This is a genomic window from Oceanococcus atlanticus (assembly GCF_002088235.1).
GTDB classification, from domain to species: Bacteria; Pseudomonadota; Gammaproteobacteria; order Nevskiales; family Oceanococcaceae; genus Oceanococcus; species Oceanococcus atlanticus.
In genome coordinates this window covers 177,320-201,411 of the sequence record NZ_AQQV01000001.1, presented here as the reverse complement: position 1 = coordinate 201,411, position 24,092 = coordinate 177,320, and the positions used below count along the sequence as shown (strand labels likewise).

Genomic DNA, 24,092 nt, shown 5'->3' with positions numbered 1-24,092 from the left:
TTTTGCAGCGTTGTAGACGCTTTATTCTTCGCCGGCCGCGAAACCCAGCAGATGCAGCAGGCTGGTGAACAGGTTGTAGATCGCGACGTACAGGCTGATGGTGGCGAGAATGTAGTTGGTCTGACCACCATTCACGATGTCACCGGTTTCGTACAGGATCATGCCGCACATCAGCACCGCGAACATGGCCGAAACAGCCAGCGCCAGCGGTTGCATGGCGAAGCCCATCAGGCTGGCGACCAACGACACGATGGCCAGGCCGAAAGCGATCAGAATGCCGCCGATCAGAAAGCCGCGCATGAAGCTGAAATCACGCCCGGATTTGACCGCGTAGGCCGACAGGCCAACAAAAATACCGCCGGTCAAACCAAACGCGGTCATGACGATCTGGCCACCGTTGCCGAAGGCACTGAGGTACATGTTCAGCACCGGGCCTAGGCCAAGGCCCAGCAAACCGGTGACGGCGAACACGGCGTAAATGCCGTTGACCGAGTTGGCGGTGCGCGGCACCACGAACCACAGCAGGCCCAGCGAAACCAGACTGCAGATCAGGCCGGCGCCGTAGGGCAGGCCAACCAGCATGGCCAGTCCGGCCATGGCGGCGCTGAACAGCAGCGTCGCGGAAAGCAAAAGATAGGTATTGCGCAATACCTTGTTGATGCTCAGCGCACCGCTGGCTGTGAAGCTCGCCGGCTGGGTGGCAACAGTCGAACGATACGGGTCCATAAGAGTCTCCAAAAAGGCTCAAGAGTGTTTGTGCGGTATTAGATTACCGGGTTACGGCAAAGTTCTGTGCACCGCATTGGCGCGGCGCTCAGTCGCGTGAACCGCCTCGGGTCATGCTGACTGTGCCGCGCCCACCAGATTGCAGGTTGTCCAGTGTGGTGTCCAGATCACGGGCCCGCAAGCGCTTGCGAATGGCGCTTAGGATGCCGGTGGTATCCAGACCGCACTGCTGCAGCAGTTCTTCACGTTCACCGTGTTCTATGAATTGGTCCGGCAGCCCGAGATTCAAGACCCGCACCTGATCATGCTGGGCCAGCAGAACTTCATTGACCGCACTGCCTGCGCCGCCGCTGACGGCGTTGTCTTCCAGGGTCACGATCAGATCGTTCTGGTTGGCCATGTCGAGAATGATGCGCTCGTCCAGCGGCTTGATGAAGCGCATGTCGACCACGTCAGCATCGAGTATGTCACCGGCTTCCAGCGCCGGGGCCAGCATCGGGCCAAAGCTGAGTATGGCTACACGCGGTTGGCGGCGGCCTTTGCCCTGCCGAACAATACGCGCCTTGCCGATTGGAATTGGTTTGGCTTCGCCTGAAATCTCGACCCCGGGGCCGGTACCGCGTGGGTAGCGGACGGCGCTGGGGCCGTTGTGCATCAGCCCGGTGCTGAGCAGGCGCTGACATTCTTCCTCGTCAGCCGGTGCCATCAAGGTGAGATTGGGTACGCAGCGCAGGTAGCTGAGGTCGTAGGCACCATGATGGGTGGCGCCATCGCCGCCAACCAGTCCGCCTCGGTCAATCGCGAACAACACCGGCAGATCCTGCAGGGCGACATCGTGAACCAGCTGGTCATAACCGCGCTGCAGGAAGCTTGAGTAAATCGCCACGACCGGTTTGGCGCCATCAGCGGCGAGGCCGGCACCAAAGGTGACAGCATGTTGTTCGGCAATGGCAACGTCGAAATAACGTTCCGGATAGCGCCGCTGGAATTCGACCAGCCCGCTGCCCTCCCGCATGGCCGGGGTGACCGCGACCAGGGTCGGGTGGGCTTCGGCCATCTGGCAGATCCAGTCCGAGAACACGTCGGTGTAAGTCGGCTTGGCGTGCGGTTTTTTCGGTGGCGTGGCGCCGGTGACTGGGTCAAACCCCGGCACCGCGTGGTATTTGATCGGATCGGCTTCTGCCGGTGCGAAGCCGTAGCCTTTTACGGTCAGCACATGCAGCAGCTTTGGTCCCGGCGTGTTGCGCGCTTTTTCGAAAGCCGCCAGCAGGGCATCGGTGTCATGACCGTCGACCGGGCCGAAATAATGCATGCCCAGGGTCTCGAACAGCGCACCTGCTTCACGTTCCGCCGATACGCTACGGCTTGCGCTGGGGCGCTCAAACGCCGAGTTGCGCAGGGATTCGGTGGCTGCCGATTCCTGCAGTTTCTTGACCAGTCGCGCGGAATGTTCGCGCAGGCCGCCGACATTCTCGGAGATCGACATGTCGTTGTCGTTGTACACGACGAGGACGTCGAGGCCGGTCGAGCCGAGGTGGTTGAGTGCCTCGAAGGCCAGGCCGGCGGTCATGCCGCCGTCGCCAATCACGGCAACCACATCACGCTGTTGGCCGGTTACCTTGCGTGCGGCAGCCATGCCCGCTGCGGCGCTGATCGAGGTGCTCGAGTGGCCCACGCCGAAGGCGTCGTATTCGCTTTCGTCGCGGCACGGGAAGGGCGCCAGGCCGCCAAGTTTGCGGATGGTGTCGAGCTGGCGCCGGCGTCCGGTCAGGATTTTGTGCGGGTAAGCCTGGTGGCCCACATCCCAGATCAGGCGATCATTGGGCGTATCGAAGGCGTAATGCAGGGTGATCGCAAGCTCTACCGCGCCCAGATTTGCACCAAAGTGGCCACCTACGCGCCCGAGCGTTTCGATCAGACTGCGGCGTACTTCGGTGGCGAGCAGGGGCAACTGCTCAGGAGCCAGTTCACGCAGATCTGCGGGTTTCTCGACACGGCCCAGAAGGGCATACGTGCTGTCGGGTTGCGGCTTGCTAGGTGGCATGTTTTTCCCTGTTTGTGCGGGCATTATCCAACGCCAGTACGGTACCCGGCAAATCAGCCGCGACGACTGATCACGAATTCGGCCAGAAGGTGCAAATATTCGGCCTTTGCACCAAGGTCGTGCAGACTGGCGCGGGCATCGTCAATCAGACTGCGCGCCATGCTGCGGGACTCACTCAGGCCGAATAAATTGGGGTAGGTGTTCTTGTCGCGGGCACGGTCGGCGCCGACGGTTTTGCCCATTTCTTCGGCGTCGCCAGTCTCATCCAGCACGTCATCATGAATCTGGAAGGCCAGACCCACGCACTTGGCAAAATGATCCAACGCCTCTTCCTGTGCGCGGGTCACGTCGGGCGCGCAATAGGCGGTGGTGACGACCGCCGCGCGAATCAGAGCGCCGGTTTTGTGAATGTGCATGGCCTCAAGCTCGGCCGCATTGAGGCTTTTGCCTTCCGATTCCAGATCGATGGCCTGGCCGCCGGCCATGCCGTGAGAACCAATCGCATCGGAAATATGGCGGATGATGCGCACGCGCACAGCCGGGTCGTCGGTGAGCGCGTCGTCGGCAGACAGAATGCGAAAGGCCAGCGCCTGCAAAGCATCACCAGCGAGGATCGCGGTGGCGTCGTCAAAGGCCTTGTGGCAGGTCGGTTTGCCGCGACGCAGATCGTCGTCGTCCATGGCCGGCAGATCGTCGTGCACCAGCGAGTAGGCGTGGATCAGCTCGATTGCGGCGGCCAGGCTGTCGACGCGTTCACGTGGCAGATCCAGCGCGGCGGCGGTGGCATAGATCAGCAGTGGGCGAAAATGCTTGCCGCCATTGAGAGCTGCATACCGCATGGCCTGATGCAGGCGCTGCGGAAACTGCTCGCCCGACGGCAGGCGCTTGGAAATGGCATTTTCGAGTTGCTGGCTGCATGACTGGGCCCACTGTTCAAAGCTGCTCACGAGTCGGTGGTTCCGTTGTCCATGTCTTGCAGAACCGCTTCGCCGTCAGTTGATTGGGTCAGCTGCTGCACCTTCAATTCCGCCTGTTTGAGCAAGGCTTCACAGCTTTTCGACAGAGCCATACCGCGCTCAAAATGCTGCACCGCTTGCTCCAGCGGGGCGTCTCCGGATTCCAGGGCCTGAACCAGTTCTTCCAGTTCGGCCAATTTTTTCTCGAATTGATCCAGAGTTGCGTTGTCTGCGGGCATACCGACGGTCAGGCCAAATGGGGCGGCAAGTTTAACCTGACAGGGCCCGCTATGTGACAGTCGCGTGACCGGGCATGTGATGTGCTTCGCAGTTCCGGAGCGGCAACGATGACTGCTATAGTCCGGCGCCTTGCTGGCCCGTGGGGGCCGACCCTCCTCAACGCATTGGAATCAATGAGCGAAGTCTACGACGCCTCCTCGATTGAGCTACTCAGCGGCCTGGATCCGGTTAAGCGCCGGCCAGGGATGTTCACTGACACTGCGCGCCCCAATCACCTGGCCCAGGAGGTCATCGACAACAGTGTCGATGAAGCACTGCAGGGTCATGCGCGGCGCATCAAAGTCACTCACTACAGCGATGGTTCGCTGGAAGTGGAAGATGACGGCCGCGGGATGCCGGTGGATATCCACCCGGAAGAGGGGGTGCCTGGGGTTGAGTTGATCCTCTGCCGCCTGCATGCCGGGGGCAAATTCAACAAAGACAATTACCGTTACTCCGGTGGTTTACACGGGGTCGGGGTGTCGGTGGTCAATGCGCTGTCCGAACGCCTCAACGTGACCGTCTGGCGGGGGGGGCAGGAGTATCTGATCGGCTTCGCTCATGGCGAGCGGGTGCGCGAGCTGGAAGTGGTCGGCAGCGTGGGCAAGCAGCGTCGCGGCACCCGTGTGCGCTTCTGGCCGGATGCAAGCTATTTCGACACGGCCAAGTTTTCCCTGGCCAAGCTGCGTCACGCCCTGCGTGCCAAAGCGGTGCTGTGCCCGGGGCTGGAAGTCAGTCTGCGTGATGAGGCCAGCGGCGAAACTGAGACCTGGCTGTATGAGGGAGGCCTTACCGCGTATCTGAGCGAGTCGCTTGACGGCCTCGAGCCTCTGCCTGCTGAGCCGCTGACCGGCGAGTTCGCTGGCGAGCATGAAGAGGCTTCCTGGGCGGTGGTGTGGTTGCCCAACGGGGGCGAAGGACCGAGCGAAAGCTATGTCAATCTAGTCCCGACCGCACAGGGCGGGACTCACGTCAACGGACTGCGTACGGGCCTGACCGAAGCGCTGCGTGACTTTGCGGAGACCCGCAATCTGCTGCCACGTGGGGTGCGACTGGCTCCTGAGGATGTCTGGAGCGGGGTCAGCTATGTGCTGTCGGTCAAACTTGAGGAACCGCAGTTTGCCGGTCAGACCAAGGAACGTCTGAGTTCGCGCGAATGTGCGCCGTTTGTATCCGGCGTGGTCAAAGATGCGACCAGCATGTGGCTGCATCGTCATCCGGAAACCGGCGACATCCTGGCCCAATGGGTCATCAGTTGCGCCCAGAAACGCCTGCGTGCGGCCAAGAAAGTCACCCGCAAGCGTGTGGTCAGCGGGCCGGCCTTGCCGGGCAAGCTGGCCGACTGTGTGAGTGATGATCCGGCCCGTGGTGAGTTGTTCCTGGTCGAGGGTGACTCGGCCGGCGGTAGCGCCAAGCAGGCGCGCGACCGTAACTTTCAGGCCATCCTGCCGCTGCGCGGCAAGATCATGAACACCTGGGAGGTCGACAGCGACACCGCCATGGGCTCGCAGGAGATTCACGATATTGCGGTGGCTCTGGGAGTGGATCTGGGCAGCGACAACCTGTCCGGCTTGCGCTACGGCAAGATCTGCATCCTGGCCGATGCCGACTCGGATGGTCTGCATATTGCGACCCTGCTGTGCGCCCTGTTCATGCAGCATTTCCGCCCGCTGGTGGCGGGTGGTCATGTCTACGTGGCGATGCCGCCGCTGTACCGTATCGATGTCGGTAAGCAGGTGTTTTACGCCCTGGACGAAGCCGAGCGGGCCGGTGTGCTGGATCGTATCCAGGCGGAAAAGCTCAAGGGCAAAATCAGCGTGACGCGCTTTAAAGGTCTGGGCGAGATGAATCCGCTGCAGCTGCGTGAAACCACCATGGCGCCGGATACCCGTCGGCTGGTGCGGCTGGAACTGGTCGATGAAGCCGGGGCATCGAGCATGCTCGACATGCTGCTGGCCAAGAAGCGCGCCTCGGACCGCAAGGCCTGGCTGGAAGCCAACGGCGACCGGGCGGATATAGAAGTTTAGGTGCGATTTTGCCTTGTAAGCTGTGTTTCGAAACTGTCAGAGGCCTGGATGGCCGATGACAAGCGATACATGGATGTACTTGAGCGAGTTTCGAAACACAGCTTGCAAGGCAGCTGAGTTGCACTGGAGTTGAACAACGATGGTTGATATCACTGACATGGAGGCTCCTGAGAGCCTGCCGCTTTCCCAGTTCGCCGAACGCGCGTATCTGGATTACTCGATGTACGTCATCCTGGATCGCGCCTTGCCGCATCTGGGTGACGGGCTCAAACCGGTGCAGCGACGTATCGTCTACGCGATGTCCGAGCTGGGGCTGAGCGCCAGCGCCAAGCCCAAGAAGTCCGCCCGCACCGTCGGTGACGTCATCGGCAAATTCCATCCGCATGGCGATTCCGCGTGCTACGAAGCGATGGTGCTGATGGCGCAGGACTTCAGTTACCGCTACCCGCTGATTGACGGGCAGGGCAACTGGGGCGCACCGGACGATCCCAAATCGTTTGCGGCCATGCGTTACACCGAGGCCAAGCTGACCCGTTATTCCGAGGTTTTGCTGGCCGAGCTGGGGCAGGGCACGGTTGAGTGGCAGCCGAATTTCGACGGCACCCTGAAAGAGCCGTGCACACTGCCGGCGCGTCTGCCCAATGTACTGCTCAATGGCACCACCGGTATTGCGGTGGGTATGGCCACCGACATCCCACCGCACAATCTGCGCGAAGTGGCCAAGGCCTGTGTGGCCCTGCTGGACAATCCGCAGCTTGATGATGAGGCCCTGTTTACCCTGGTGCCGGGGCCGGATTTTCCGACCGGAGCCGAGCTGATTACGCCCGCGGCCGATATTCGCAAGATGTACCAGAGCGGCAATGGCCAGGTTCGTCTGCGTGCCCGCTGGGAGCGTGACGACAACGGTGATGTGGTCATCACCGCACTGCCGCACCAGGCCAGCGGTTCCAAGATTCTGGAGCAGATCGCGGCCCAGATGCGCAGCAAGAAGCTGCCGCTGGTCGAGGATCTGCGTGATGAGTCGGATCATGAAAATCCGACCCGCATCGTGGTCACGCCGCGTTCGCGCCGGGTGGATGCGGACGACCTGATGAGCCACCTGTTCGCCACCACCGACCTTGAGCGTTCCTACCGTATCAACATCAATGTGATCGGGCTGGATGGCCGTCCGGGTGTGCGCGGGCTGCGCGATCTGCTGGTGGACTGGCTGCAGTACCGCACCCAGACCGTGCGGCGCCGGCTGGAGTACCGCCTGGGTGTGGTCCGCGACCGCCTGCATATTCTTGACGGCCTGCTCATTGCCTTCCTCAATATCGATGAGGTCATCCACATCATCCGCACCGAGGACGATCCCAAGGCGGTGATGATGGAGCGTTTCGGGCTCAGCGACATTCAGGCCGAAGCGGTGCTCAACCTCAAGCTGCGTCATTTGATGCGCCTGGAGGAAATGAAAATCCGTGGCGAGCAGGACGAGCTGGCCAAGGAACGTGATCAGCTCGAGGCCTTGCTCGGCTCGGCCGCCAAGCTGAAGAAGCTGATTGCCAAGGAAATCACGGCCGACGCCGAAACCTATGGTGATGATCGGCGCACGCCGCTGGTCGAGCGCGAGCAGGCCAAGGCGATCGACGAAACCCAGATGATGCCGAGCGAGCCGATCACCGTGGTGCTGTCCAAGGCGGGCTGGATTCGCGCCGGCAAGGGCTACCAGGTTGATCCGCAAAGCCTCAACTACAAAGCCGGCGATGAGTTCATGGCGGCCGCCAGCGGGCGCACCGGTCAGCTGCTGTCGATCCTCGACTCCAGCGGGCGGGCTTACAGCGTGGCCTCACACGGCTTGCCATCGGCACGCAGTCTGGGCGAGCCGCTGACCGCACAGCTCAATCCAGCCGATGGCGCTACCTTCATCGGCCTCACGCTTGGGCCTGCGGAGCAGCGTTACGTGCTGGCTAGTGATGCTGGCTACGGGTTCATCGTGACCCAGGCTGACCTGCAAACCCGTAACCGCGCTGGTAAGGCCTGTCTGACGCTGCCCAAAGGCTCGGCTGTGTTGTCGCCGCTTAGGCTCACGGCACCGCCCGAAGATCTGCGTCTGGCCATCATCAGCAATGTCGGTCGTCTGCTGATCCAGCCATTGACCGAGTTGCCCCAGCTGCCGCGCGGCAAGGGCAACAAGTTGATTGGGCTCAAAGCGGGTGAAACGATTGCTCACTGGTGCCTCATGGGGCCGGGTCAGCAGCTCAAGCTGGATGCCGGTAAGCGCAGTTTCACGCTCAAAGCTGATGACATTGAGCGCTTCTCCGGCAAGCGTGCCAGCCGCGGTCAGGTGCTGCCGCGTGGGCTTCAGCGAGTCGACGAACTGCAGGTTATTGGTGATGGCGCGGTGGCGACCGAGCTGGGTGAGCCGACGGCAGACGAAGCGCCACCCGCCAGCGATAACGGGGATTGAACCGGACCGGTTCGCCCCTATCTAAGGGTTGCCCCGGGATGAGCGGGGCATTTGAGGGTGCCGCCATGGTGGCCGCATCCCCTTCACGTGTGCCAAGGGCCAGACCCCAATGAAAAGAATCGCACTGTTTCTGGTAACCAACATCGCGGTGATCGTGGTGTTGAGCATCGTTGCCTACCTGCTGGGCGTGGATCGCTACATGACGCAGAACGGGCTGGACATGCGCGCGCTGCTGATTTTCTGTGCCATTTTCGGCATGGGCGGCTCGTTCATCTCGCTGGCCATGTCCAAGACCATGGCTAAGATGGGTACCGGTGCGAAAGTGATTGAGAAGCCGAGCAATTCGGCCGAGGCCTGGCTGCTGTCGACGGTGCAGCGGCAGGCTCGTCAGGCCGGTATTGGCATGCCGGAAGTGGCGGTTTACGACTCTCCGGATGTCAACGCGTTTGCCACCGGCATGAACAAGAACAACGCGTTGGTTGCGGTCAGCACCGGGCTGTTGCGTGGCATGACCCAGGACGAGATTGAAGCGGTGCTGGGCCATGAAGTCAGCCACGTCGCAAACGGTGACATGGTTACGCTGACTCTGATTCAGGGGGTGGTGAACACCTTCGTGATGTTCCTCGCCCGGGTTATCGGCTATGTGATCGACCGTGCCGTGTTCAAGAATGACCGTGGTGCGGGCCTGGGCTATTTCGCCACCGTGATGGTGTTGCAGATCGTGTTTGGCATTCTGGCCAGTGCGATCGTGGCCTGGTTCTCGCGCTGGCGTGAATTTCACGCCGACTCCGGTGGTGCCAGTCTGGCCGGCAAACGCAAGATGATTGCCGCCCTTGAGCGACTCAAGAGTCGTGAGCCAGTGGCCCAAGGGGCCTTGCCTGAGCAACTCAGCGCCTTCGGTATTGCACCCAACTTCGGCAGTGGTCTGAAGCGCTTGTTCATGACGCACCCGCCGCTGGAAGAGCGGATCAAGGCGCTGCAGGACGCTGATCAGATCGTGCGCTAATCAGACATATTGAGCCGCAGTGTGTTGTTCCTGCGGCTCAGTTGTCGTGATCGTCAATCGCGTCTTTGATGCCCTTTGACAGCGCCATGCCGCCAAGGATCATGAGCGTAACGTAGGTTAGAAAACCAAGCCCGAGTGTTCTGCCCGGGGCGAATTCACGCTCATGATTCATCTCTGCGCGTTGTACTGAGGTGATCAAGCGCATGGGAATTTCCCACAATCGACCGTCCGGGGCGATGCCCCGCAAGGTGTCGTTGTCAGCACTGCGCACGGTCAGTTCCAGGGTGTCGTCAGACACCATCTCAACGATGACATGATCACCTGGTTTGAGCGCCGATAAGGTGGCGTTTTCCATTCTTTCTACGGCCCGCGTGGTGGTGCAGCCGAGCAGGCAGAGTGTGAGCACGCAGGCCAGTATGCGTTTCGCCATGATGTTCCCCCAATCATGCGGGCCTTGTTGTCAGGCCCTGCTTTTGTGTCTATGTCACTGTACGGCAAAACCAGCCGATTCCGGACACGGCCTAAGCTTGGGCCTGAAACACGATCGGGGTGGGGCGGGCGATGGCATCGCCCTGCGCATAGTTGATGCCGATACCCTGCAGCACGCGCAGCAGTTCGGCGGAATTAACCTGCAAAGCCATGCTTTGCTTGCCCAGCGTATGGACAATGCGGTGCAGTGATTCGGTGGCCAAGCGCTCCACCGGATCGCGATCCGCACTGTGGGTCAGGGCTGGATCGAAGCGCACCAACTGAACGGGCAGTTCGCGAATCAGCTTGTAGCTGGACGGTCTGGTTGAGACCCCGGAAAGACTCAGGCGACAGCCAGCACGGTGCATGGTGCGGCAGAAATCACGTGCGCTGGACAAACGGGTGTGTACGTTGTTTTCGCTCAGATCAAGGCAGATCTTGTTTGGTGATACCGCGCTGTCCTTGAAATGCTCAATCATGAAATCGAGAAAGCGCGGCGATTGCATGCTGCTGACTGAGAGCGAAATGATGCAGAAATCAATGCCAACGGTGAGTTCTGGATCTTTGATCAGATGCTTGAAAACCTGATCAATGGTCCAGCGATCGAGCTGTTCAGCCAGATCGTGACGCTCGGCCACCGGCATAAAAGTGTCTGCGCCGGTCCAGAAGCCCTCGTCGTCCTCCAGTGCGGTCAAGGTGCTGAACACGTGCCCGTCATCACTGTTGCGCTGTAATGGACGGATTTGCTGTGTTGACAGGTGAAAGCGATCTTCAGCCAGACCTTTCTTGATGTTGGTCAGCCAGTTGCGGTCATCACGGCGGTCCTCTTTGTCCGCTTGCGCGCGACCGCTGATGATGCGGCCTCGCCCTTCATTTTGCGCTTGCTGACACAGCGCATCGGCCTGCCGTAGAACATCGGCCGGGCGACCGCTGTCCTTGTCGACCATGATCAGACCGGTGCTGACGCTGACGTCACGACGCTCGCCATGCCACTGGAAGCCCCAGCTTTGCACATCGGCACTGAGCAGTTCAGCAGTCAGTTGAGCCGCAGCAGGGTCTGCTGTTTCGATCAGAACGCCAAATTTGTCGCTGTTCAGCCGGTAGGCTGGATTGTTCTCGCCGACATCGCTCTGGATCAGACGCCCCAGCTGGCGCAAAAATTCATCGCCGCCCTCGCTGCCAAAGGCCTGATTGATGTCCTGCATGTGGTCGACATCAAGGTAGAGCAGGGCAAACGTGTTGGCGAGGTTTTGTCGCGCCGCTTCACAGCGTGAAGCCAGCTCGGCGTCAAAGGCCTGTCGATTGAGCAGGCCGGTAAGCTTGTCGCGCAATTCGCTTGCAATCGGGCCGCTGGAGCCCAGACTGCTGCGCGCATCGTTGAGAATGATGGCCGCGCCAACAACGGCGCCGCGTGAGTCTCGAATCGGAGCGCTGCTGAGCTTGCTCGGCAGATGATGCCCACTGCGTGTCTTGAACATGACCGCGACGGCTTGCTCCGCAGCTGGTGAGGCCTGCAGTGCACGTGTGGCAAGCTGGGCCAGGCGCTGTTTGCCGTGCTGGTCGAGGATGTGAAAAACCTCATCGAAATCCAGGCCACGCGCCTGGGCAAGATTCCAGCCGGTCAGGGTTTCCGCTGCATGGTTGAGATAGCTGATGTTGCCCTGCGTGTCGCTCACCGCGACAGCATCAGCTATGGCATCAATGACCGCCCATCCGGAATCACTGTTTTGCTCACGGCCGGGGTTGTTTTTGGCCTTGCGGGCATCCGCGCGCGATTTGCGGTTGGCCGCTTCAAGCAAGCGCCGGATGTGGGCGTGTCGTGCGTTGACCAGTTCACCGATGACGCCAATTTCATGCGCCGGCGTGGTGTCCACATGTGTGTCTTCAGCCGGCAGTCGCAGCTGGCGGATGAGTCGGTGCAAGGGGCGCAGCACGACACCGCCGCTGAACACAAAGGAAAGCAGTAATGCGATGGCGATGGCCCCGGCGGTGATGCTGGCGCTGAGCCAGCGATCCCAGGGGACGCCAGCCAGCTGGCTGGCCTGATTTTGACCGCTGAGCAGTATGCCGATGTTGCTCAGTGGTGTAATCCTCACCGCCGTCTGGTGAAGGGCGTCGCTCTTGATCAGTACGCTGCGACCAGGCGTTGCGTCGTCGCTGTCCGCGTGCAGGCGCGCCAGGATGTGTTCGGCCTGCAGTTGGGAGAGTTGGCGGCTTTGCTGGCTGAGCTTGTCGACCTCTTCGCGCCACTGGGGCTTGTCCTGGCGGACATTGCTGACACGGCGCTCGGCTTCGTTATGCAGTTGAACAGTGATCTGTCCGAAGCGTTTGTCGTGCTGAGCCAACGCCGGCAACGTGTCGGAGCCCTCCAGTGCGATGCCTTGTGCGTTCAGAATATGCTGGCCATGATCGAGCAGCAGGTAAAACGGTGAGGCGCGTTTCATCGTGGCCATATCGGGATGCAGGCGCTGCGGATCCAGGACGATACTGGTGGCGCCTATAAATCGATTGTCACGACGCAAGCCGATGGCACAGGTGATGACGGCTTTGCGCAAAAACGGGTCGGTGTAGCGTTGGGTCCAGTAGCACCCAGGCTCGCGCTGATGGCGGGTCGGCGTGTACCAGCTTTCGCCGTGATAGCTGATGTTGGCCGTGTTGTTGTAGTCATTGTGGAAGCGAACTTGGCGTTCGCCGTCATGCTGGATCGTCCAATACAGGCTGCTGCGGACCCGGTCGCGCTGAAATTCCCGCGGTTCGGGCCAGATGCCAGCAGCGATCACCGGCGATTCGGGGGGCAGTTGTTCAAGCAGATGCTGGCCGAGATGGCGCAATTCCGCTTCACGTCCCCATAGCTCCGCGGTCAGGTCGTTGAGTGCCTGTGCAAGGCGCTCGGCATTGCCGATTTTGTCGTTGAACTGGCCTTGCAGGCTGTGCTGTTGCTGGGAAAAGCGTGCCGCGCTGGCTTCGCTCAAAGGGGTGGCAACGGCTTGCTGATTCAACGTGACGGCTACGCTGCCGAAGATCAGCGTTAGCAACAGGCTCAATAGCAATAACGCGAAGCGCAGGCTTTGCAGCCAGCGCACCGGAGTTTCTAAAGCAGCGTCATTGCCCGAATTCATGCTTCAAGCGTAGCAAATTCAGCGGCTTGCAATGACAAGTTTGGGCTTTGTCTCTACGCCTGCTCAGGCGAACAAGCGTGCAATCCTGTGTACGCTGTCGATCAGGCGTTCAACCTCTTCGGCGGTGTTGTACGCGGCAAATGAGGCGCGCACAGTGCCGGGAACGTCGAACCGGGCCATCAGCGGCATGGCGCAATGGTGGCCGGTGCGCACCGCGATACCGTTTTCATCTAGCAGGGTGCCGATATCTTGCGGGTGTGCGGTGTCCATGACGAAGGACACAATGGCAGCCTTTTTCGGCGCTGTGCCAATAATGCGCAGGCCATCCACAGCGTTCAGACCTTCGGTGGCTTGCTGCAGCAGACGTTGCTCGTGTTCGGCAACGGCGTTCAGATCCAGCGACTGCATGAAATCAACCGCAGCACCAGTGGCAATCGCGTCAGCAATATTCGGTGTGCCGGCTTCAAAGCGATAGGGCAGCGCGTTCCAGGTGCTTTCTTCTAGCGTCACCGTTTCGATCATGTCGCCGCCACCCTGCCAGGGCTGCGCCTGTTCGAGCACTTCGGTTTTGCCGTAGAGCACGCCGAAACCGGTGGGGCCGTACATCTTGTGCGCGGAGAAGGCCACGAAATCGGCGTCCAGCGCCTGCACGTCCAAGCTGTGGTGGGCCATGGCCTGTGCCGCATCGACCAGCACGCGGGCGCCGACCTTGTGGGCCAGGGTGATGATCTCGGCCACCGGATTGATGGTGCCGATGGCATTGGAGGCATCGCCGATGGCGACCAGCTTGGTGCGCGAGCTGAGCAGGCCTTGCAGGGCCGCCATGTCGAGTTCACCGGAGTCTTTCACCGGGGCGGCTTTGAGCACAGCGCCGGTTTCTTTGCAGATCAGCTGCCACGGCACGATGTTGGAGTGGTGCTCCAACTCGGTGATGAGAATTTCATCGCCTTCACCGAGCTGATGACGGGCCCAGCTGTAGGCCACCAGATTGATCGCTTCAGTGGTGCCGCGCGTGAAGATGACGTTCTCGCGCGAGGCGGCATTGATGAATTGCGCGATGCGGTCGCGCGCGCCCTCGTAATCACGCGTGGCACGCCCCGCCAGGGTATGAACCGCGCGGTGTACGTTGGCGTTGTCCTGACGGTAGTAATCGAGCAGCGCCTGGATAACCGTATCGGGCTTTTGCGTGGTTGCGGCGTTGTCCAGATAGGCCAGCGGCTGGCCATTGACCTGCTGCTGCAGGGCTGGAAAGCGCGCACGCAGCGCATCAATCATGTTTGTCATGCCGGAGTTTGCAGGCTGAGATGGTCGGCGAAGGCATCGCGGGTTTGATGACGCAGCGCTTCGTCGGGGATTTCACGCAATACGCGCTCGGCAAAGCTGAGCATCAGCAGGCGGCGAGCTTCGGCCCGGTTCAGGCCGCGGCTGCGCAGGTAGAACAGTGCCGCGTCGTCTAGCCGTCCCACCGTAGAGCCATGCGCGCAGCGCACGTCATCGGCATAGATTTCCAGTTCCGGCTTGGCGTCGACTTCGGCTTTGTCACTGAGCAGCAGATTGCGCAGCAGCTGATCGGAATCGGTCTTCTGAGCGCCGCGTGCTACGTAGACCTTGCCGTTGAAGACCTGCCGGGCGCTGTCGCCAACGATGCCGCGCGCGCGCAGGCGGCTGATCGCATGGGCCGCCTCGTGACGCACCTCGACCTGATGATCCACATGCTGGCGATCGCCCAGGCCGGACAGGGCGTAGTAATGGCATTCCGCGCCCTGGCCCTCAAGGCCGAGCGTGCTGTGCAGGCGGCTCAGGCGGCCGCCCCATTCAATGTGGGTTTGAAACAGACGGGCATGGTTGGCCAGTCTGGCGTGCTGGCCGGCGATCAGCATCTGTGTTGCGGCGCAGTGCTGCAGGCGCACGTGCTGGACCCGGGCGTTGGCACCCAGGTTCAGATTGAGTTGCTGGCTGGCCAGCCCGGCGCGTCCACCAACATGTTCCTCAATGATGGTGACTTCGCTGTTGTCGGGCACCTCAATGTCCAGGCTCAAGTGCGACAGCGCGTCCTGACCGCTGGCGTGTGCGAAGACCAGATGGATGAACTTGTCGGCGCTGCTCAGTTCAAGGCTGTGGCTTTCGCTGCGGCTGTGCGTGATCAGGTCCTTGAGCGCGCTGCAGGTGCGCTGATCGGCCTTGTCGCTCGCTTGCGGGGCTTCGCCGTGCGACCAGGCCGCCTGAAACGTGCCATCCAGCCACACCAGGCGACGCGCGCAGTCGCCTTGCCACAGGGTGCGCGGGGCCTGATCGGCCTGCGCAGGCGCAAGGCTGAATGCTTCGGGCATCAGCTTGCTCCAGGCCGCCAGGTCGGTGTACTTCCAGGCTTCCTGTTTGCGTGTGGGCCAGCGGATCGCGCTGGGTGCGATCTGCTCGCTCATGCCGACGCCTGCTGCTTGTCGGCGACCCAGGCGTAGCCTTTTTCTTCCAGCGTCAGGGCCAGCTCGGGGCCGCCGGACTCGACGATGCGGCCACCAGCCAGAACGTGCACGTAATCCGGTTTGATGTGGTCAAGCAGGCGCTGATAGTGGGTGACCAGGACTACCGAACGCTCGGGCGAGCGCAGCGCATTGACGCCGTCCGAGACGACCTTGAGGGCATCGATGTCGAGCCCGGAATCGGTTTCATCAAGGATGGCGAGCTTTGGTTCCAGCACCAGCATCTGCAGGATTTCGTTGCGCTTTTTTTCGCCGCCGGAAAAGCCTTCGTTGACGCCGCGTTGCAGCATGGCGTCAGAGACTTTCATGGTTTCCGCCGCTTTCTTGACCTTCTGCAACAATTCCAGCGGGGTGGCTTCGTCCTGGCCCTGGGCCTTGCGGCGTGCGTTGACGGCGGCTTTGAGCATGGTCATGTTGCTCACCCCGGGGATTTCCACCGGGTACTGAAAGCCAAGAAAAATGCCGGCGCAGGCGCGCTCTTCCGGATCCAGCTCAAGCAGATCCTGGTCCTCGAAGCGGACGCTGCCACCGGTGATGTCATAGCTGTCACGACCGGCCAGGATGTTGGCCAGGGTGCTTTTACCCGAGCCATTAGGACCCATGATGGCGTGAACTTCGCCGGGGCCGATGTTCAGGTTGATACCTTTGAGGATGTCCTTGTCCTGAACGTTGGCGGTGAGGTTTTCGATCTTCAGCATGTTGAATCTTTAGTTTGTGGCGACAGATGGCGGTAGCGATACCGAAGTGGGGATTTCGAACAGTGTTTTCATGGCGCCGTGAAAACGTTATTCAAAATCACTCAGCCGGCAGTTCCGCACATCCTCGCTTTGAGGGTTTGTCATGAGTTTCTGCGAACTGTCAGAGGCCTGGATGGCCGATGACAAGCGATACATGGATGTACTTGAGCGTGTTTGCAGAAACTCATGACAAACCCGCTCCGGCCTGGCGTCAGCCCACCGCGCCCTCCAGTGACACGCTCAGCAGACGCTGGGCTTCCACCGCAAACTCCATGGGGAGTTCGCGGAACACGTCTTTGCAGAATCCATTGACGATCATGGACACCGCTTCTTCCTCGCCAATGCCTCGGGCGCGCAGGTAGAACAACTGATCGTCGCCGATCTTCGAGGTGGTCGCTTCGTGCTCACATTGCGCCGTGGAATGGCGGGTTTCAAGGTACGGCACGGTGTGTGCGCCGCACTGATCGCCGATCAGCAGGCTGTCGCACTGGGTGTAGTTGCGTGCGCCTTCGGCCCGCGGCGAAACCTTGACCAGACCGCGGTAGGTCTGGTTGCCACGACCGGCCGAAATGCCTTTGGAAATGATGTGCGAGCGGGTGTTGCGGCCCAGGTGAACCATTTTGGTGCCGGTGTCGGCCTGCTGTTTGTGATGCGACAGCGCCACCGAGTAGAACTCGCCCACCGAGTTGTCGCCACGCAGCACGCAGCCGGGGTATTTCCAGGTCACCGAGGACCCGGTTTCGACCTGGGTCCAGGAGATCTTGGAACTTTCACCGCGGCAGTCGCCACGTTTGGTCACGAAGTTGTAGATCCCGCCTTTGCCGTCCTCGTCACCCGGGTACCAGTTCTGCACCGTGGAATATTTGATCTCGGCACGATCCAGCGCCACCAGTTCGACCACCGCCGCATGCAGCTGATTTTCATCGCGCATCGGTGCGGTGCAGCCTTCGAGATAGCTCACGTGGCTGTCGTCTTCAGCAATGATCAGGGTGCGCTCGAACTGGCCGGTGTTGCGCTCATTGATGCGGAAGTAGGTCGAAAGCTCCATCGGGCAGCGCACGCCCTTGGGGATGTAGACAAACGAACCGTCGGTGAACACGGCGGAGTTGAGTGCGGCAAAGTAATTGTCTTTGCGCGGTACCACCGAGCCGAGATACTTCTTGATCAGCTCGGGGTGCTTTTGAATAGCCTCTGAAATCGGGCAGAACAACACGCCGGCGTCGGCCAGCTTTTCCTGAAAGGTGGTGGCAACAGAGACACTGTCAAACACCATGTCGACCGCCACGCCGGCCAGTGCGGCGCGCTCGTGGACCGGAATGCCCAGCTTTTCGTACGTTTCGAGCAGCTTGGGGTCGACTTCATCCAGGCTTTTGGGGCCGTCCTTCATGCTCTTGGGTGCGGAATAGTAGGAAATCGCCTGGTAGTCGATCGGCCCGTAGTCCACGTTGGCCCATTCCGGCTCGCGCATCTGCAGCCAGCCGCGATAAGCCTCGAGGCGCCATTCCAGCATCCATTCCGGTTCGTTTTTGCGTGCGGAGATGGCCCGCACCACATCCTCGTTGAGTCCGGGCGGCACCGTTTCCGATTCCAGATCGGTCACGAAGCCCTCGCGGTACTCGCGGCGGCGGATTAGCTGTTCAAGTTCTGTGGTCTCGGTCGACATAGCGTCCTCTTGCTGGGTCAGAGCCCCAGGTGGCTGGCCGGTCCTTGCAGTTCGGCCAGGCTCAATTGTTTCAGGCTGTTGATGATGGTGCTGTTGATCACCTGCCAGTGTGGGCGAATCTGGCAGTGAGATTGCAGCGAACAGCCTTCGTGACTGCTGCATTGGGTCAGCGCGATCGGCCCTTCGATGGCACGCACAATGTCAGCAATTGAAATTTGCGACGGGTCGCGGCTCAGGCGGTAGCCACCGCTGGCGCCGCGCTCGGATTCGATCAGGCCTTCGCGCGCCAGCACTTTGAGGGTTTTGCTCGCCATCGGTGCGCTGACATGGGTGGCCTGGGCCAGCTCGCTCACGTTACAGACGCGCTGCGGCGCGCTCGCCATATGCGAGAGCAGCACCGTGGCGTAATCCGTCTGTTTGCTGAGTCTGAGCATATCGTACCCATTTGGTCCTATTTAGGCGGATAAAAAAGGCGCAAGTTCCTTTGCGCCTTTTCTAATGGCCTTGAAGGGCTGCTTTTACTGCACCACGCGCACTTCGACGCGGCGGTTTTCCCGCCGACCGCCGATGGTCGTGTTCGGCTTCAAGGGCGCGTTGTCGCCATAACCCTTGGCCGCCAGCTGCGCAGCGCTGACACCGGCATTGATCAAGTACTCGCGCACGGCCTGGGCACGGCGCTGGGACAGATCAATGTTGTAGTACTCGTCGCCTTCGTCGCTGGTGTGACCAGCGATTTCGATGGTGGCGTCGGGCATGGTCGAGATCACCTGGGCTACGTCATCCAGCACGGATTCGGCCTGGCCGGTCAGCACGTCGCTGTCGAACTCGAAGTTGACGTCGTTGAGGATGACCGAGCGGTCCACGGCGCAGCCGTATTCGTCGACGGCTTCATCCAGGCGCGGCTGGCGGCAATCGCCCGGTGTCACGCTGCCGGCGTTGTTGCCAACGGCGCAACCAGTGGCGTCAACCACGGTGCCCAGCGGCGTGCCGGGGCACAGGTCGGCATCGTCATTGACGCCATCGCTGTCGCTGTCGGCGCCCATCGGGTCGACCACGGCAACATTGTCGCCTTGCGGTGCAGCAGCCTGCGGCTTGGCGCCGAGCGGAATGCTGTAACCCAGGCGGAAGACCGGCTCGGCGAAGGCTTTCTTGCCACCCAGACCAGCATCTTCATTGAAGTGCAGGTCTGCGCGCAGCAAGGCTTCCAGGCGCACGCTGCCATAAAAGGCAGGAATCATGGCGCCGATACCGCCGGCCAGATTGGCGCTGAAGTAGTCATCACCCGGGCCGCCGTCGGCGTGCAGCACACCGCCGCTCAGCAGGGTGAACAGTCCCGGCGTGTTGGGATCGAAAAACGTCAGCATGTTGACGTTGAGGTTGTAGAGGTCGGTATCGCCGAGGCCCGCGTAACCCAGATCGAGTTCGTAGTTGCGGCTTTCGGAAACCGGCATACCCAGGGTCAGTGAGTAGCCGACATCTTCGTCTTCACCGCGGCCAGCGTCAGTGATGACGTAAGACGCGCTCGGCGAGATGTACAGTCGATCGTCGTAATTGCCTGCTACAGCTTGGCCGACGACCCCCCCAAAGAGTGCGACGGAAAGCAGAATGCGCATGTCCAGTCCCTTGCATATTATTGGCTTAAGTAAGCCTGTAATTATAACGGACTCAGTCTTTTTCGCCTACGGTGGCCTTGAGGCTGCCGGTGGCGAGTTGAATGGTCAGCGGGCTTCCTTCAGGCAATGTCGCGTCACGCACGATCGCGCCATTGTGACGTGTGATGCTGTAGCCACGAGCCAGCACGTTGTGCGGTGACAAATCGCCGAGCCGGGCCTGGGTATGAGACAGGCGGTTGTGAGCCTGATCCAGGGTCTGGCGTGTGCCACGTGACAGGCGTGATTGAAGCATGCTCAGCTGATCGTGGCGTTGAGCAATGCGACGCGCCGGCGAATGGTCGCGCAGGGCCCGTTGCTCGGTTGTGAGCTGGCGCTGTGACTGTCGCAATTGCAGGTCTATGGCGCGCTGCAGACGCTGGCTTAGATCGTCCAGCCACTGACCACGATCCTGCATGCGCCGTTGCGGCGACAGGGCTCGTAAGCGTGCTTGCTGGTGGCCCAGTTCGCGGCTGGCCATGCGCAAACGCTCCTGCAGTGCGCGCGTCAAGGTGTGACGTGCGCGGCTGAGCGAGCGGATCCACTCGGCTTGGTCGCGGCTGAGTAGCTCGGCGGCGGCCGTCGGGGTGGCTGCGCGTGCGTCAGCGACAAAATCGCTGATACTGAAATCCACCTCGTGGCCCACCGCGCTCACGATCGGTAAATCAGCCTCGGCGATACGGCGCGCCAAAGCTTCATCGTTGAAAGCCTGCAAATCTTCCAGGGAGCCGCCGCCGCGGGTTAGCAGGATGACGTCACATTCGCGCCGGCGCAGCGCTGTATCCAGCGCCTGGTCGAGCGCTGCGGGTGCTTCGGCGCCCTGAACCAGGCTCGGGTAGAGAATTACACGCAGCAGAGGATTGCGCCGTCGCAGGGTGCTGAGTACATCGTGCAGAGCCGCGCCGGCAGGTGAGGTGACCACACCGATGCAGCGCGGATTTTCGGGCAGGCTTTGCTTGCGCGCCGAATCAAACAGGCCCTCATCCTGTAGCTTGCGCTTGAGTTTCTCGAACGCCGCATGCAGGGCGCCAGCACCAGCGTCCTGGACATCTTCAACAATCAGTTGAAGGTCGCCGCGTTGGGTGTAAACAGTTGGTTGTCCGCGCACCAGTACGCGTTGGCCTTCGGTCGGCAGGGTTTTGCCCATGTTGCGGTTACGGAAGCAGGCGCAACGGATCTGGGCGCGCGCATCCTTGAGCGTGAAGTACCAATGCCCTGAACGGGCTGCCACGAAGTTGGAGATCTCACCCTCAACCCACAGCGGGGGAAAGTTCATTTCCAGGCCGTGTTTGAGGGTGTCGAGCAGCTCGTTGACCTGAAAAATGCTGCGCGCGTTTGGTGGCGAATTGTCAGTTGCGGGGGGCGTAAATCGGCTCATGCGGCGTATACTATCCGGCTTTATTTCATCCGGGAGCCGAGTATGCGTTTACAACAGGAAGCCTTGACCTTTGATGATGTCCTGTTGGTGCCTGCGTACTCTGAGGTTCTGCCCCGTCAGGTTGATCTGAGCACACAGCTGACGCGCGACTTGCGCCTGAACATTCCGCTGCTGTCTGCCGCCATGGACACGGTCACGGAAGGGCGCTTGGCGATCGCTCTGGCGCAGGAAGGCGGTATTGGCATCATTCACAAGAATATGTCGATTGAGCGCCATGCGGCGGAAGTGCGCATGGTCAAGAAATTCGAAGCGGGGGTGATCAGCGACCCGATTACGGTGGCGCCGGACGCCACCATTGCCGACGTCTTGAAGCTGACCCGTGCCAATCATATTTCCGGCGTGCCCGTGGTTGATGGCGACGAGCTGGTTGGCATCGTGACCAGCCGCGACCTGCGTTTTGAAACGGGATACGACAAACCCGTGAGCGAGGCCATGACGCCGAAATCGCGCCTGGTCACGGTCAAGGAAGGGGCGAGCAAGGAAGAGGTGCAGGAGCTGCTGCACCAGCATCGTATTGAGAAAGTGCTGGTCGTTAATGACGATTTCCAGTTGCGCGGCATGATCACGGTCAAAGACATACAGAAGTCGACCGACTTTCCCAACGCGAGCAAGGATTCACGCGAGCGCTTGCTGGTCGGGGCGGCTGTTGGCACCGGTGCCGGCACCGAAGAGCGTGTGGAAGCGCTGGTTGCGGCCGGGGTCGATGTGATCGTGGTGGATACGGCGCACGGGCATTCAAAGGGTGTGATCGACCGTGTGGCCTGGGTCAAGAAGACCTACCCGGATCTGCAGGTTATTGGCGGCAATATCGCCACCGGCGATGCCGCCATCGCGTTGGCCGAAGCTGGCGCGGACGCAGTCAAGGTTGGCATCGGGCCGGGTTCGATCTGTACCACCCGGATTGTTGCCGGGGTAGGGGTGCCGCAGATTTCGGCCATCAGCAATGTCGCGCAGGCTCTTGAAGGGCGCGGTATTCCGCTGATTGCTGATGGTGGGGTGCGTTACTCGGGTGATGTGGCCAAAGCGGTTGCTGCTGGTGCTTATAGCGTGATGATTGGCAGCCTGCTGGCGGGTACGCGTGAAGCGCCGGGTGAGGTCGAGCTGTATCAGGGGCGCTCCTACAAGTCCTATCGCGGCATGGGGTCCATGGGCGCCATGTCTCAGTCTGAAGGTTCCAAAGATCGCTATTTCCAGGACACCACCGCGGAAGTAGAAAAACTGGTTCCGGAAGGTATTGAAGGCCGCGTGCCTTACAAGGGCGGCTTGTCGGCCATCATTCATCAGCTGGTTGGTGGCCTGCGCGCATCGATGGGCTACACCGGCTGCGCCAGCATCAATGACATGCGCACGCGTGCGGAGTTTGTTCGCATCACCAGCGCCGGGGTCCGTGAAAGTCACGTTCATGACGTGTCGATCACCAAAGAAGCTCCGAACTACCGCACCGAATCCTAAACCGAGTAAATCCATGCTGGATATTCATGCCGACCGAATCCTGATTCTGGATTACGGTTCTCAGTACACCCAGTTGATCGCGCGCCGCGTGCGCGAGGCCGGCGTGTACTGCGAAATTCTTCCGTGGGATGTGGATCCTGCGATGATCAGCAACTTCAACGCCCGTGGTGTGATCCTTTCTGGTGGCCCGGAGTCGGTCACCGCCAGCAATGCACCGACGCTGCCGCAGGCTGTTTTGGCGGCTGATGTGCCGGTGTTGGGTATTTGCTACGGCATGCAGCTGCTGGCCCAGTCGCTGGGTGGTACGGTCGAGGGCGGGCACACCCAGGAGTTTGGCTACGCCGAAATTCGTGCTCGCGGACACACCGCGTTGCTGAGGGATATCGAGGACCGCGTCAACGACGAAGGGCACGGTCTGCTGGATGTGTGGATGAGCCATGGCGATCGCGTGACCGCATTGCCGGATGGCTTCAAGTTGATGGCCAGCACCGCCGACGTGCCGATTGCCGGCATGGCTGATGCCGAGCGCAATATCTACGGTGTGCAGTTCCACCCGGAAGTCACCCACACGGCGCAGGGCCAGCGCATTCTGGGCCGCTTCCTGCACGACATCTGTGGCTGCGGCAGCGCCTGGACCCCGGGCAACATCATTCACGATGCGACCGCCCGCGTGCGCGAGCAGGTCGGCCAGGACAAGGTCCTGCTGGCGCTGTCCGGCGGGGTCGATTCTTCGGTGGTGGCGGCCTTGTTGCACAAGGCGATCGGCGATCAGCTGGTCTGCGTGTTTGTCGACAACGGTCTGCTGCGCCTGAACGAAGGCGATCAGGTCATGAAGACCTTCGCCGATCATCTCGGGGTCAATGTCATCCGGGTCAACGCCCAGGAGCGGTTCATGGCCGCCCTGGCGGGCGAGAGTGACCCGGAAGCCAAGCGCAAGATCATCGGTCGGCTGTTTATTGAGGTGTTCGATGAGGAAGCGGCCAAGCTCAGTGATGTGAAGTGGCTGGCGCAGGGCACGATCTATCCCGACGTGATCGAATCGGCCGGCGCCAGCACTGGCAAAGCCCATGTGATCAAGTCGCATCACAATGTTGGCGGATTGCCCGAACAGATGAAGCTCAAGCTGGTTGAGCCACTGCGTGAGCTGTTCAAGGATGAAGTGCGTCGTCTCGGTCTGGAGTTGGGGCTGCCGCGCGAATCAGTGTTCCGCCATCCGTTCCCCGGTCCGGGGTTGGCCGTGCGCATGCTCGGCGAGGTCGACCCGCAAGCTGCTGACACCCTGCGTGTGGCGGATGACATTTTCATCAGCGAGCTGCGTGCCGCAGGTCTGTATGACCAGGTCAGCCAAGCCTTTGCCGTGTGGCTGCCGGTCAAATCAGTCGGCGTGACCGGCGATGGTCGGCGTTACGCCCCGGTGATTGCGCTGCGCGCCGTCGAAACCATCGACTTCATGACCGCGCGCTGGGCGCATCTGCCGTACGAGTTTCTCGACAAGGTGTCGCGCCGCATCGTCAATGAAATCGAAGGTGTGAGCCGTGTGGTCTACGACGTGTCTGGCAAGCCGCCGGCCACGATTGAGTGGGAATAGAGCGCCAGTCTCGT

At 61.0% G+C, this 24,092-nt stretch carries 17 protein-coding genes and 1 pseudogene; 5 read left to right on the top strand and 13 right to left on the bottom strand.

Annotated elements, in window-relative coordinates:
* Positions 1–21: 21 nt before the first annotated feature.
* From ATO7_RS00925 to xseB, 4 genes are all read right to left on the bottom strand, one after another.
* The gene (locus ATO7_RS00925) at positions 22–726 is read right to left on the bottom strand and encodes a Bax inhibitor-1 family protein (RefSeq protein WP_083559043.1); all 705 of its coding nucleotides are present in this window, start codon (positions 724–726) and stop codon (positions 22–24) included.
* A gap of 88 nt (positions 727–814) precedes the next feature.
* The gene (gene dxs / locus ATO7_RS00920) at positions 815–2,770 is read right to left on the bottom strand and encodes a 1-deoxy-D-xylulose-5-phosphate synthase (RefSeq protein WP_083559042.1); all 1,956 of its coding nucleotides are present in this window, start codon (positions 2,768–2,770) and stop codon (positions 815–817) included.
* A gap of 53 nt (positions 2,771–2,823) precedes the next feature.
* Positions 2,824–3,717, bottom strand: coding sequence for a polyprenyl synthetase family protein (locus ATO7_RS00915; RefSeq protein WP_083559041.1), 894 nt, complete (start codon positions 3,715–3,717; stop codon positions 2,824–2,826).
* Entirely contained in the window at positions 3,714–3,965 is a 252-nt protein-coding gene (gene xseB, locus ATO7_RS00910; protein ID WP_083559040.1) for an exodeoxyribonuclease VII small subunit, read from the bottom strand. The genes ATO7_RS00915 and xseB overlap by 4 nt, the downstream gene beginning before the upstream one ends.
* Before the next feature lie 174 nt (positions 3,966–4,139).
* Here xseB and parE point away from each other — a divergent pair, with 174 nt between their 5' ends.
* The 3 genes and pseudogenes from parE (at position 4,140) to htpX (ending at position 9,484) form a co-directional block, all read left to right on the top strand.
* Positions 4,140–6,032, top strand: a complete 1,893-nt coding sequence (gene parE / locus ATO7_RS00905) for a DNA topoisomerase IV subunit B (RefSeq protein WP_083559039.1) — start codon at positions 4,140–4,142, stop codon at positions 6,030–6,032.
* Positions 6,033–6,180: 148 nt separating this feature from the next.
* Positions 6,181–8,397 (top strand): annotated as a pseudogene (parC, locus tag ATO7_RS00900) (DNA topoisomerase IV subunit A); the annotation flags it as partial.
* Positions 8,398–8,587: 190 nt separating this feature from the next.
* Complete coding sequence (htpX, locus tag ATO7_RS00895) at positions 8,588–9,484, top strand: protease HtpX (RefSeq protein WP_083559037.1); 897 nt, start codon at positions 8,588–8,590, stop codon at positions 9,482–9,484.
* Positions 9,485–9,521: 37 nt separating this feature from the next.
* Here the strand turns inward: htpX and ATO7_RS00890 are convergent, their stop codons facing one another.
* The 9 genes from ATO7_RS00890 to xseA form a co-directional block, all read right to left on the bottom strand.
* Positions 9,522–9,914: a hypothetical protein gene (locus ATO7_RS00890; protein ID WP_146680092.1), complete on the bottom strand. Its 393-nt coding sequence runs from the start codon at positions 9,912–9,914 to the stop codon at positions 9,522–9,524.
* A gap of 91 nt (positions 9,915–10,005) precedes the next feature.
* Positions 10,006–13,071: an EAL domain-containing protein gene (locus tag ATO7_RS00885; protein ID WP_083559035.1), complete on the bottom strand. Its 3,066-nt coding sequence runs from the start codon at positions 13,069–13,071 to the stop codon at positions 10,006–10,008.
* 63 nt (positions 13,072–13,134) lie between these two features.
* Positions 13,135–14,355, bottom strand: coding sequence for a cysteine desulfurase (locus ATO7_RS00880; RefSeq protein ID WP_083559034.1), 1,221 nt, complete (start codon positions 14,353–14,355; stop codon positions 13,135–13,137).
* Positions 14,352–15,494 carry a Fe-S cluster assembly protein SufD gene (sufD, locus tag ATO7_RS00875; protein WP_083559033.1) on the bottom strand — a complete coding sequence of 381 codons (1,143 nt, stop codon included), beginning with the start codon at positions 15,492–15,494 and terminating at the stop codon, positions 14,352–14,354. The genes ATO7_RS00880 and sufD overlap by 4 nt, the downstream gene beginning before the upstream one ends.
* Entirely contained in the window at positions 15,491–16,249 is a 759-nt protein-coding gene (gene sufC, locus ATO7_RS00870; RefSeq protein ID WP_083559032.1) for a Fe-S cluster assembly ATPase SufC, read from the bottom strand. The genes sufD and sufC overlap by 4 nt, the downstream gene beginning before the upstream one ends.
* A 250-nt stretch (positions 16,250–16,499) precedes the next feature.
* Positions 16,500–17,951: a Fe-S cluster assembly protein SufB gene (gene sufB, locus ATO7_RS00865; RefSeq protein ID WP_083559031.1), complete on the bottom strand. Its 1,452-nt coding sequence runs from the start codon at positions 17,949–17,951 to the stop codon at positions 16,500–16,502.
* 17 nt (positions 17,952–17,968) lie between these two features.
* Entirely contained in the window at positions 17,969–18,385 is a 417-nt protein-coding gene (locus ATO7_RS00860) for an SUF system Fe-S cluster assembly regulator (protein ID WP_083559030.1), read from the bottom strand.
* Positions 18,386–18,469: 84 nt separating this feature from the next.
* A complete protein-coding gene (locus tag ATO7_RS00855; protein ID WP_083559029.1) occupies positions 18,470–19,564 on the bottom strand; it encodes an OmpA family protein in 1,095 nt (364 codons plus the stop codon).
* A gap of 52 nt (positions 19,565–19,616) precedes the next feature.
* Positions 19,617–20,978, bottom strand: coding sequence for an exodeoxyribonuclease VII large subunit (xseA, locus tag ATO7_RS00850; protein ID WP_083559028.1), 1,362 nt, complete (start codon positions 20,976–20,978; stop codon positions 19,617–19,619).
* A gap of 42 nt (positions 20,979–21,020) precedes the next feature.
* Here xseA and guaB point away from each other — a divergent pair, with 42 nt between their 5' ends.
* Positions 21,021–22,490: an IMP dehydrogenase gene (gene guaB, locus ATO7_RS00845; protein ID WP_083559027.1), complete on the top strand. Its 1,470-nt coding sequence runs from the start codon at positions 21,021–21,023 to the stop codon at positions 22,488–22,490.
* A gap of 13 nt (positions 22,491–22,503) precedes the next feature.
* Complete coding sequence (gene guaA, locus ATO7_RS00840; RefSeq protein WP_083559026.1) at positions 22,504–24,078, top strand: glutamine-hydrolyzing GMP synthase; 1,575 nt, start codon at positions 22,504–22,506, stop codon at positions 24,076–24,078.
* Positions 24,079–24,092 lie beyond the last annotated feature (14 nt).

What these genes read in the sequence shown, in the direction of transcription:
- sufC (WP_083559032.1), bottom strand. Translation starts at nt 16,249, where the DNA reads ATGCTGAAGATCGAAAACCTCACCGCCAACGTTCAGGACAAGGACATC.
- sufB (WP_083559031.1), bottom strand. Translation starts at nt 17,951, where the DNA reads ATGTCGACCGAGACCACAGAACTTGAACAGCTAATCCGCCGCCGCGAG.
- guaB (WP_083559027.1), top strand. Translation starts at nt 21,021, where the DNA reads ATGCGTTTACAACAGGAAGCCTTGACCTTTGATGATGTCCTGTTGGTG.
- dxs (WP_083559042.1), bottom strand. Translation starts at nt 2,770, where the DNA reads ATGCCACCTAGCAAGCCGCAACCCGACAGCACGTATGCCCTTCTGGGC.
- ATO7_RS00885 (WP_083559035.1), bottom strand. Translation starts at nt 13,071, where the DNA reads ATGAATTCGGGCAATGACGCTGCTTTAGAAACTCCGGTGCGCTGGCTG.
- xseB (WP_083559040.1), bottom strand. Translation starts at nt 3,965, where the DNA reads ATGCCCGCAGACAACGCAACTCTGGATCAATTCGAGAAAAAATTGGCC.
- xseA (WP_083559028.1), bottom strand. Translation starts at nt 20,978, where the DNA reads ATGAGCCGATTTACGCCCCCCGCAACTGACAATTCGCCACCAAACGCG.
- guaA (WP_083559026.1), top strand. Translation starts at nt 22,504, where the DNA reads ATGCTGGATATTCATGCCGACCGAATCCTGATTCTGGATTACGGTTCT.
- ATO7_RS00860 (WP_083559030.1), bottom strand. Translation starts at nt 18,385, where the DNA reads ATGCTCAGACTCAGCAAACAGACGGATTACGCCACGGTGCTGCTCTCG.
- htpX (WP_083559037.1), top strand. Translation starts at nt 8,588, where the DNA reads ATGAAAAGAATCGCACTGTTTCTGGTAACCAACATCGCGGTGATCGTG.
- parE (WP_083559039.1), top strand. Translation starts at nt 4,140, where the DNA reads ATGAGCGAAGTCTACGACGCCTCCTCGATTGAGCTACTCAGCGGCCTG.
- ATO7_RS00925 (WP_083559043.1), bottom strand. Translation starts at nt 726, where the DNA reads ATGGACCCGTATCGTTCGACTGTTGCCACCCAGCCGGCGAGCTTCACA.
- ATO7_RS00880 (WP_083559034.1), bottom strand. Translation starts at nt 14,355, where the DNA reads ATGACAAACATGATTGATGCGCTGCGTGCGCGCTTTCCAGCCCTGCAG.
- ATO7_RS00855 (WP_083559029.1), bottom strand. Translation starts at nt 19,564, where the DNA reads ATGCGCATTCTGCTTTCCGTCGCACTCTTTGGGGGGGTCGTCGGCCAA.
- sufD (WP_083559033.1), bottom strand. Translation starts at nt 15,494, where the DNA reads ATGAGCGAGCAGATCGCACCCAGCGCGATCCGCTGGCCCACACGCAAA.
- ATO7_RS00890 (WP_146680092.1), bottom strand. Translation starts at nt 9,914, where the DNA reads ATGGCGAAACGCATACTGGCCTGCGTGCTCACACTCTGCCTGCTCGGC.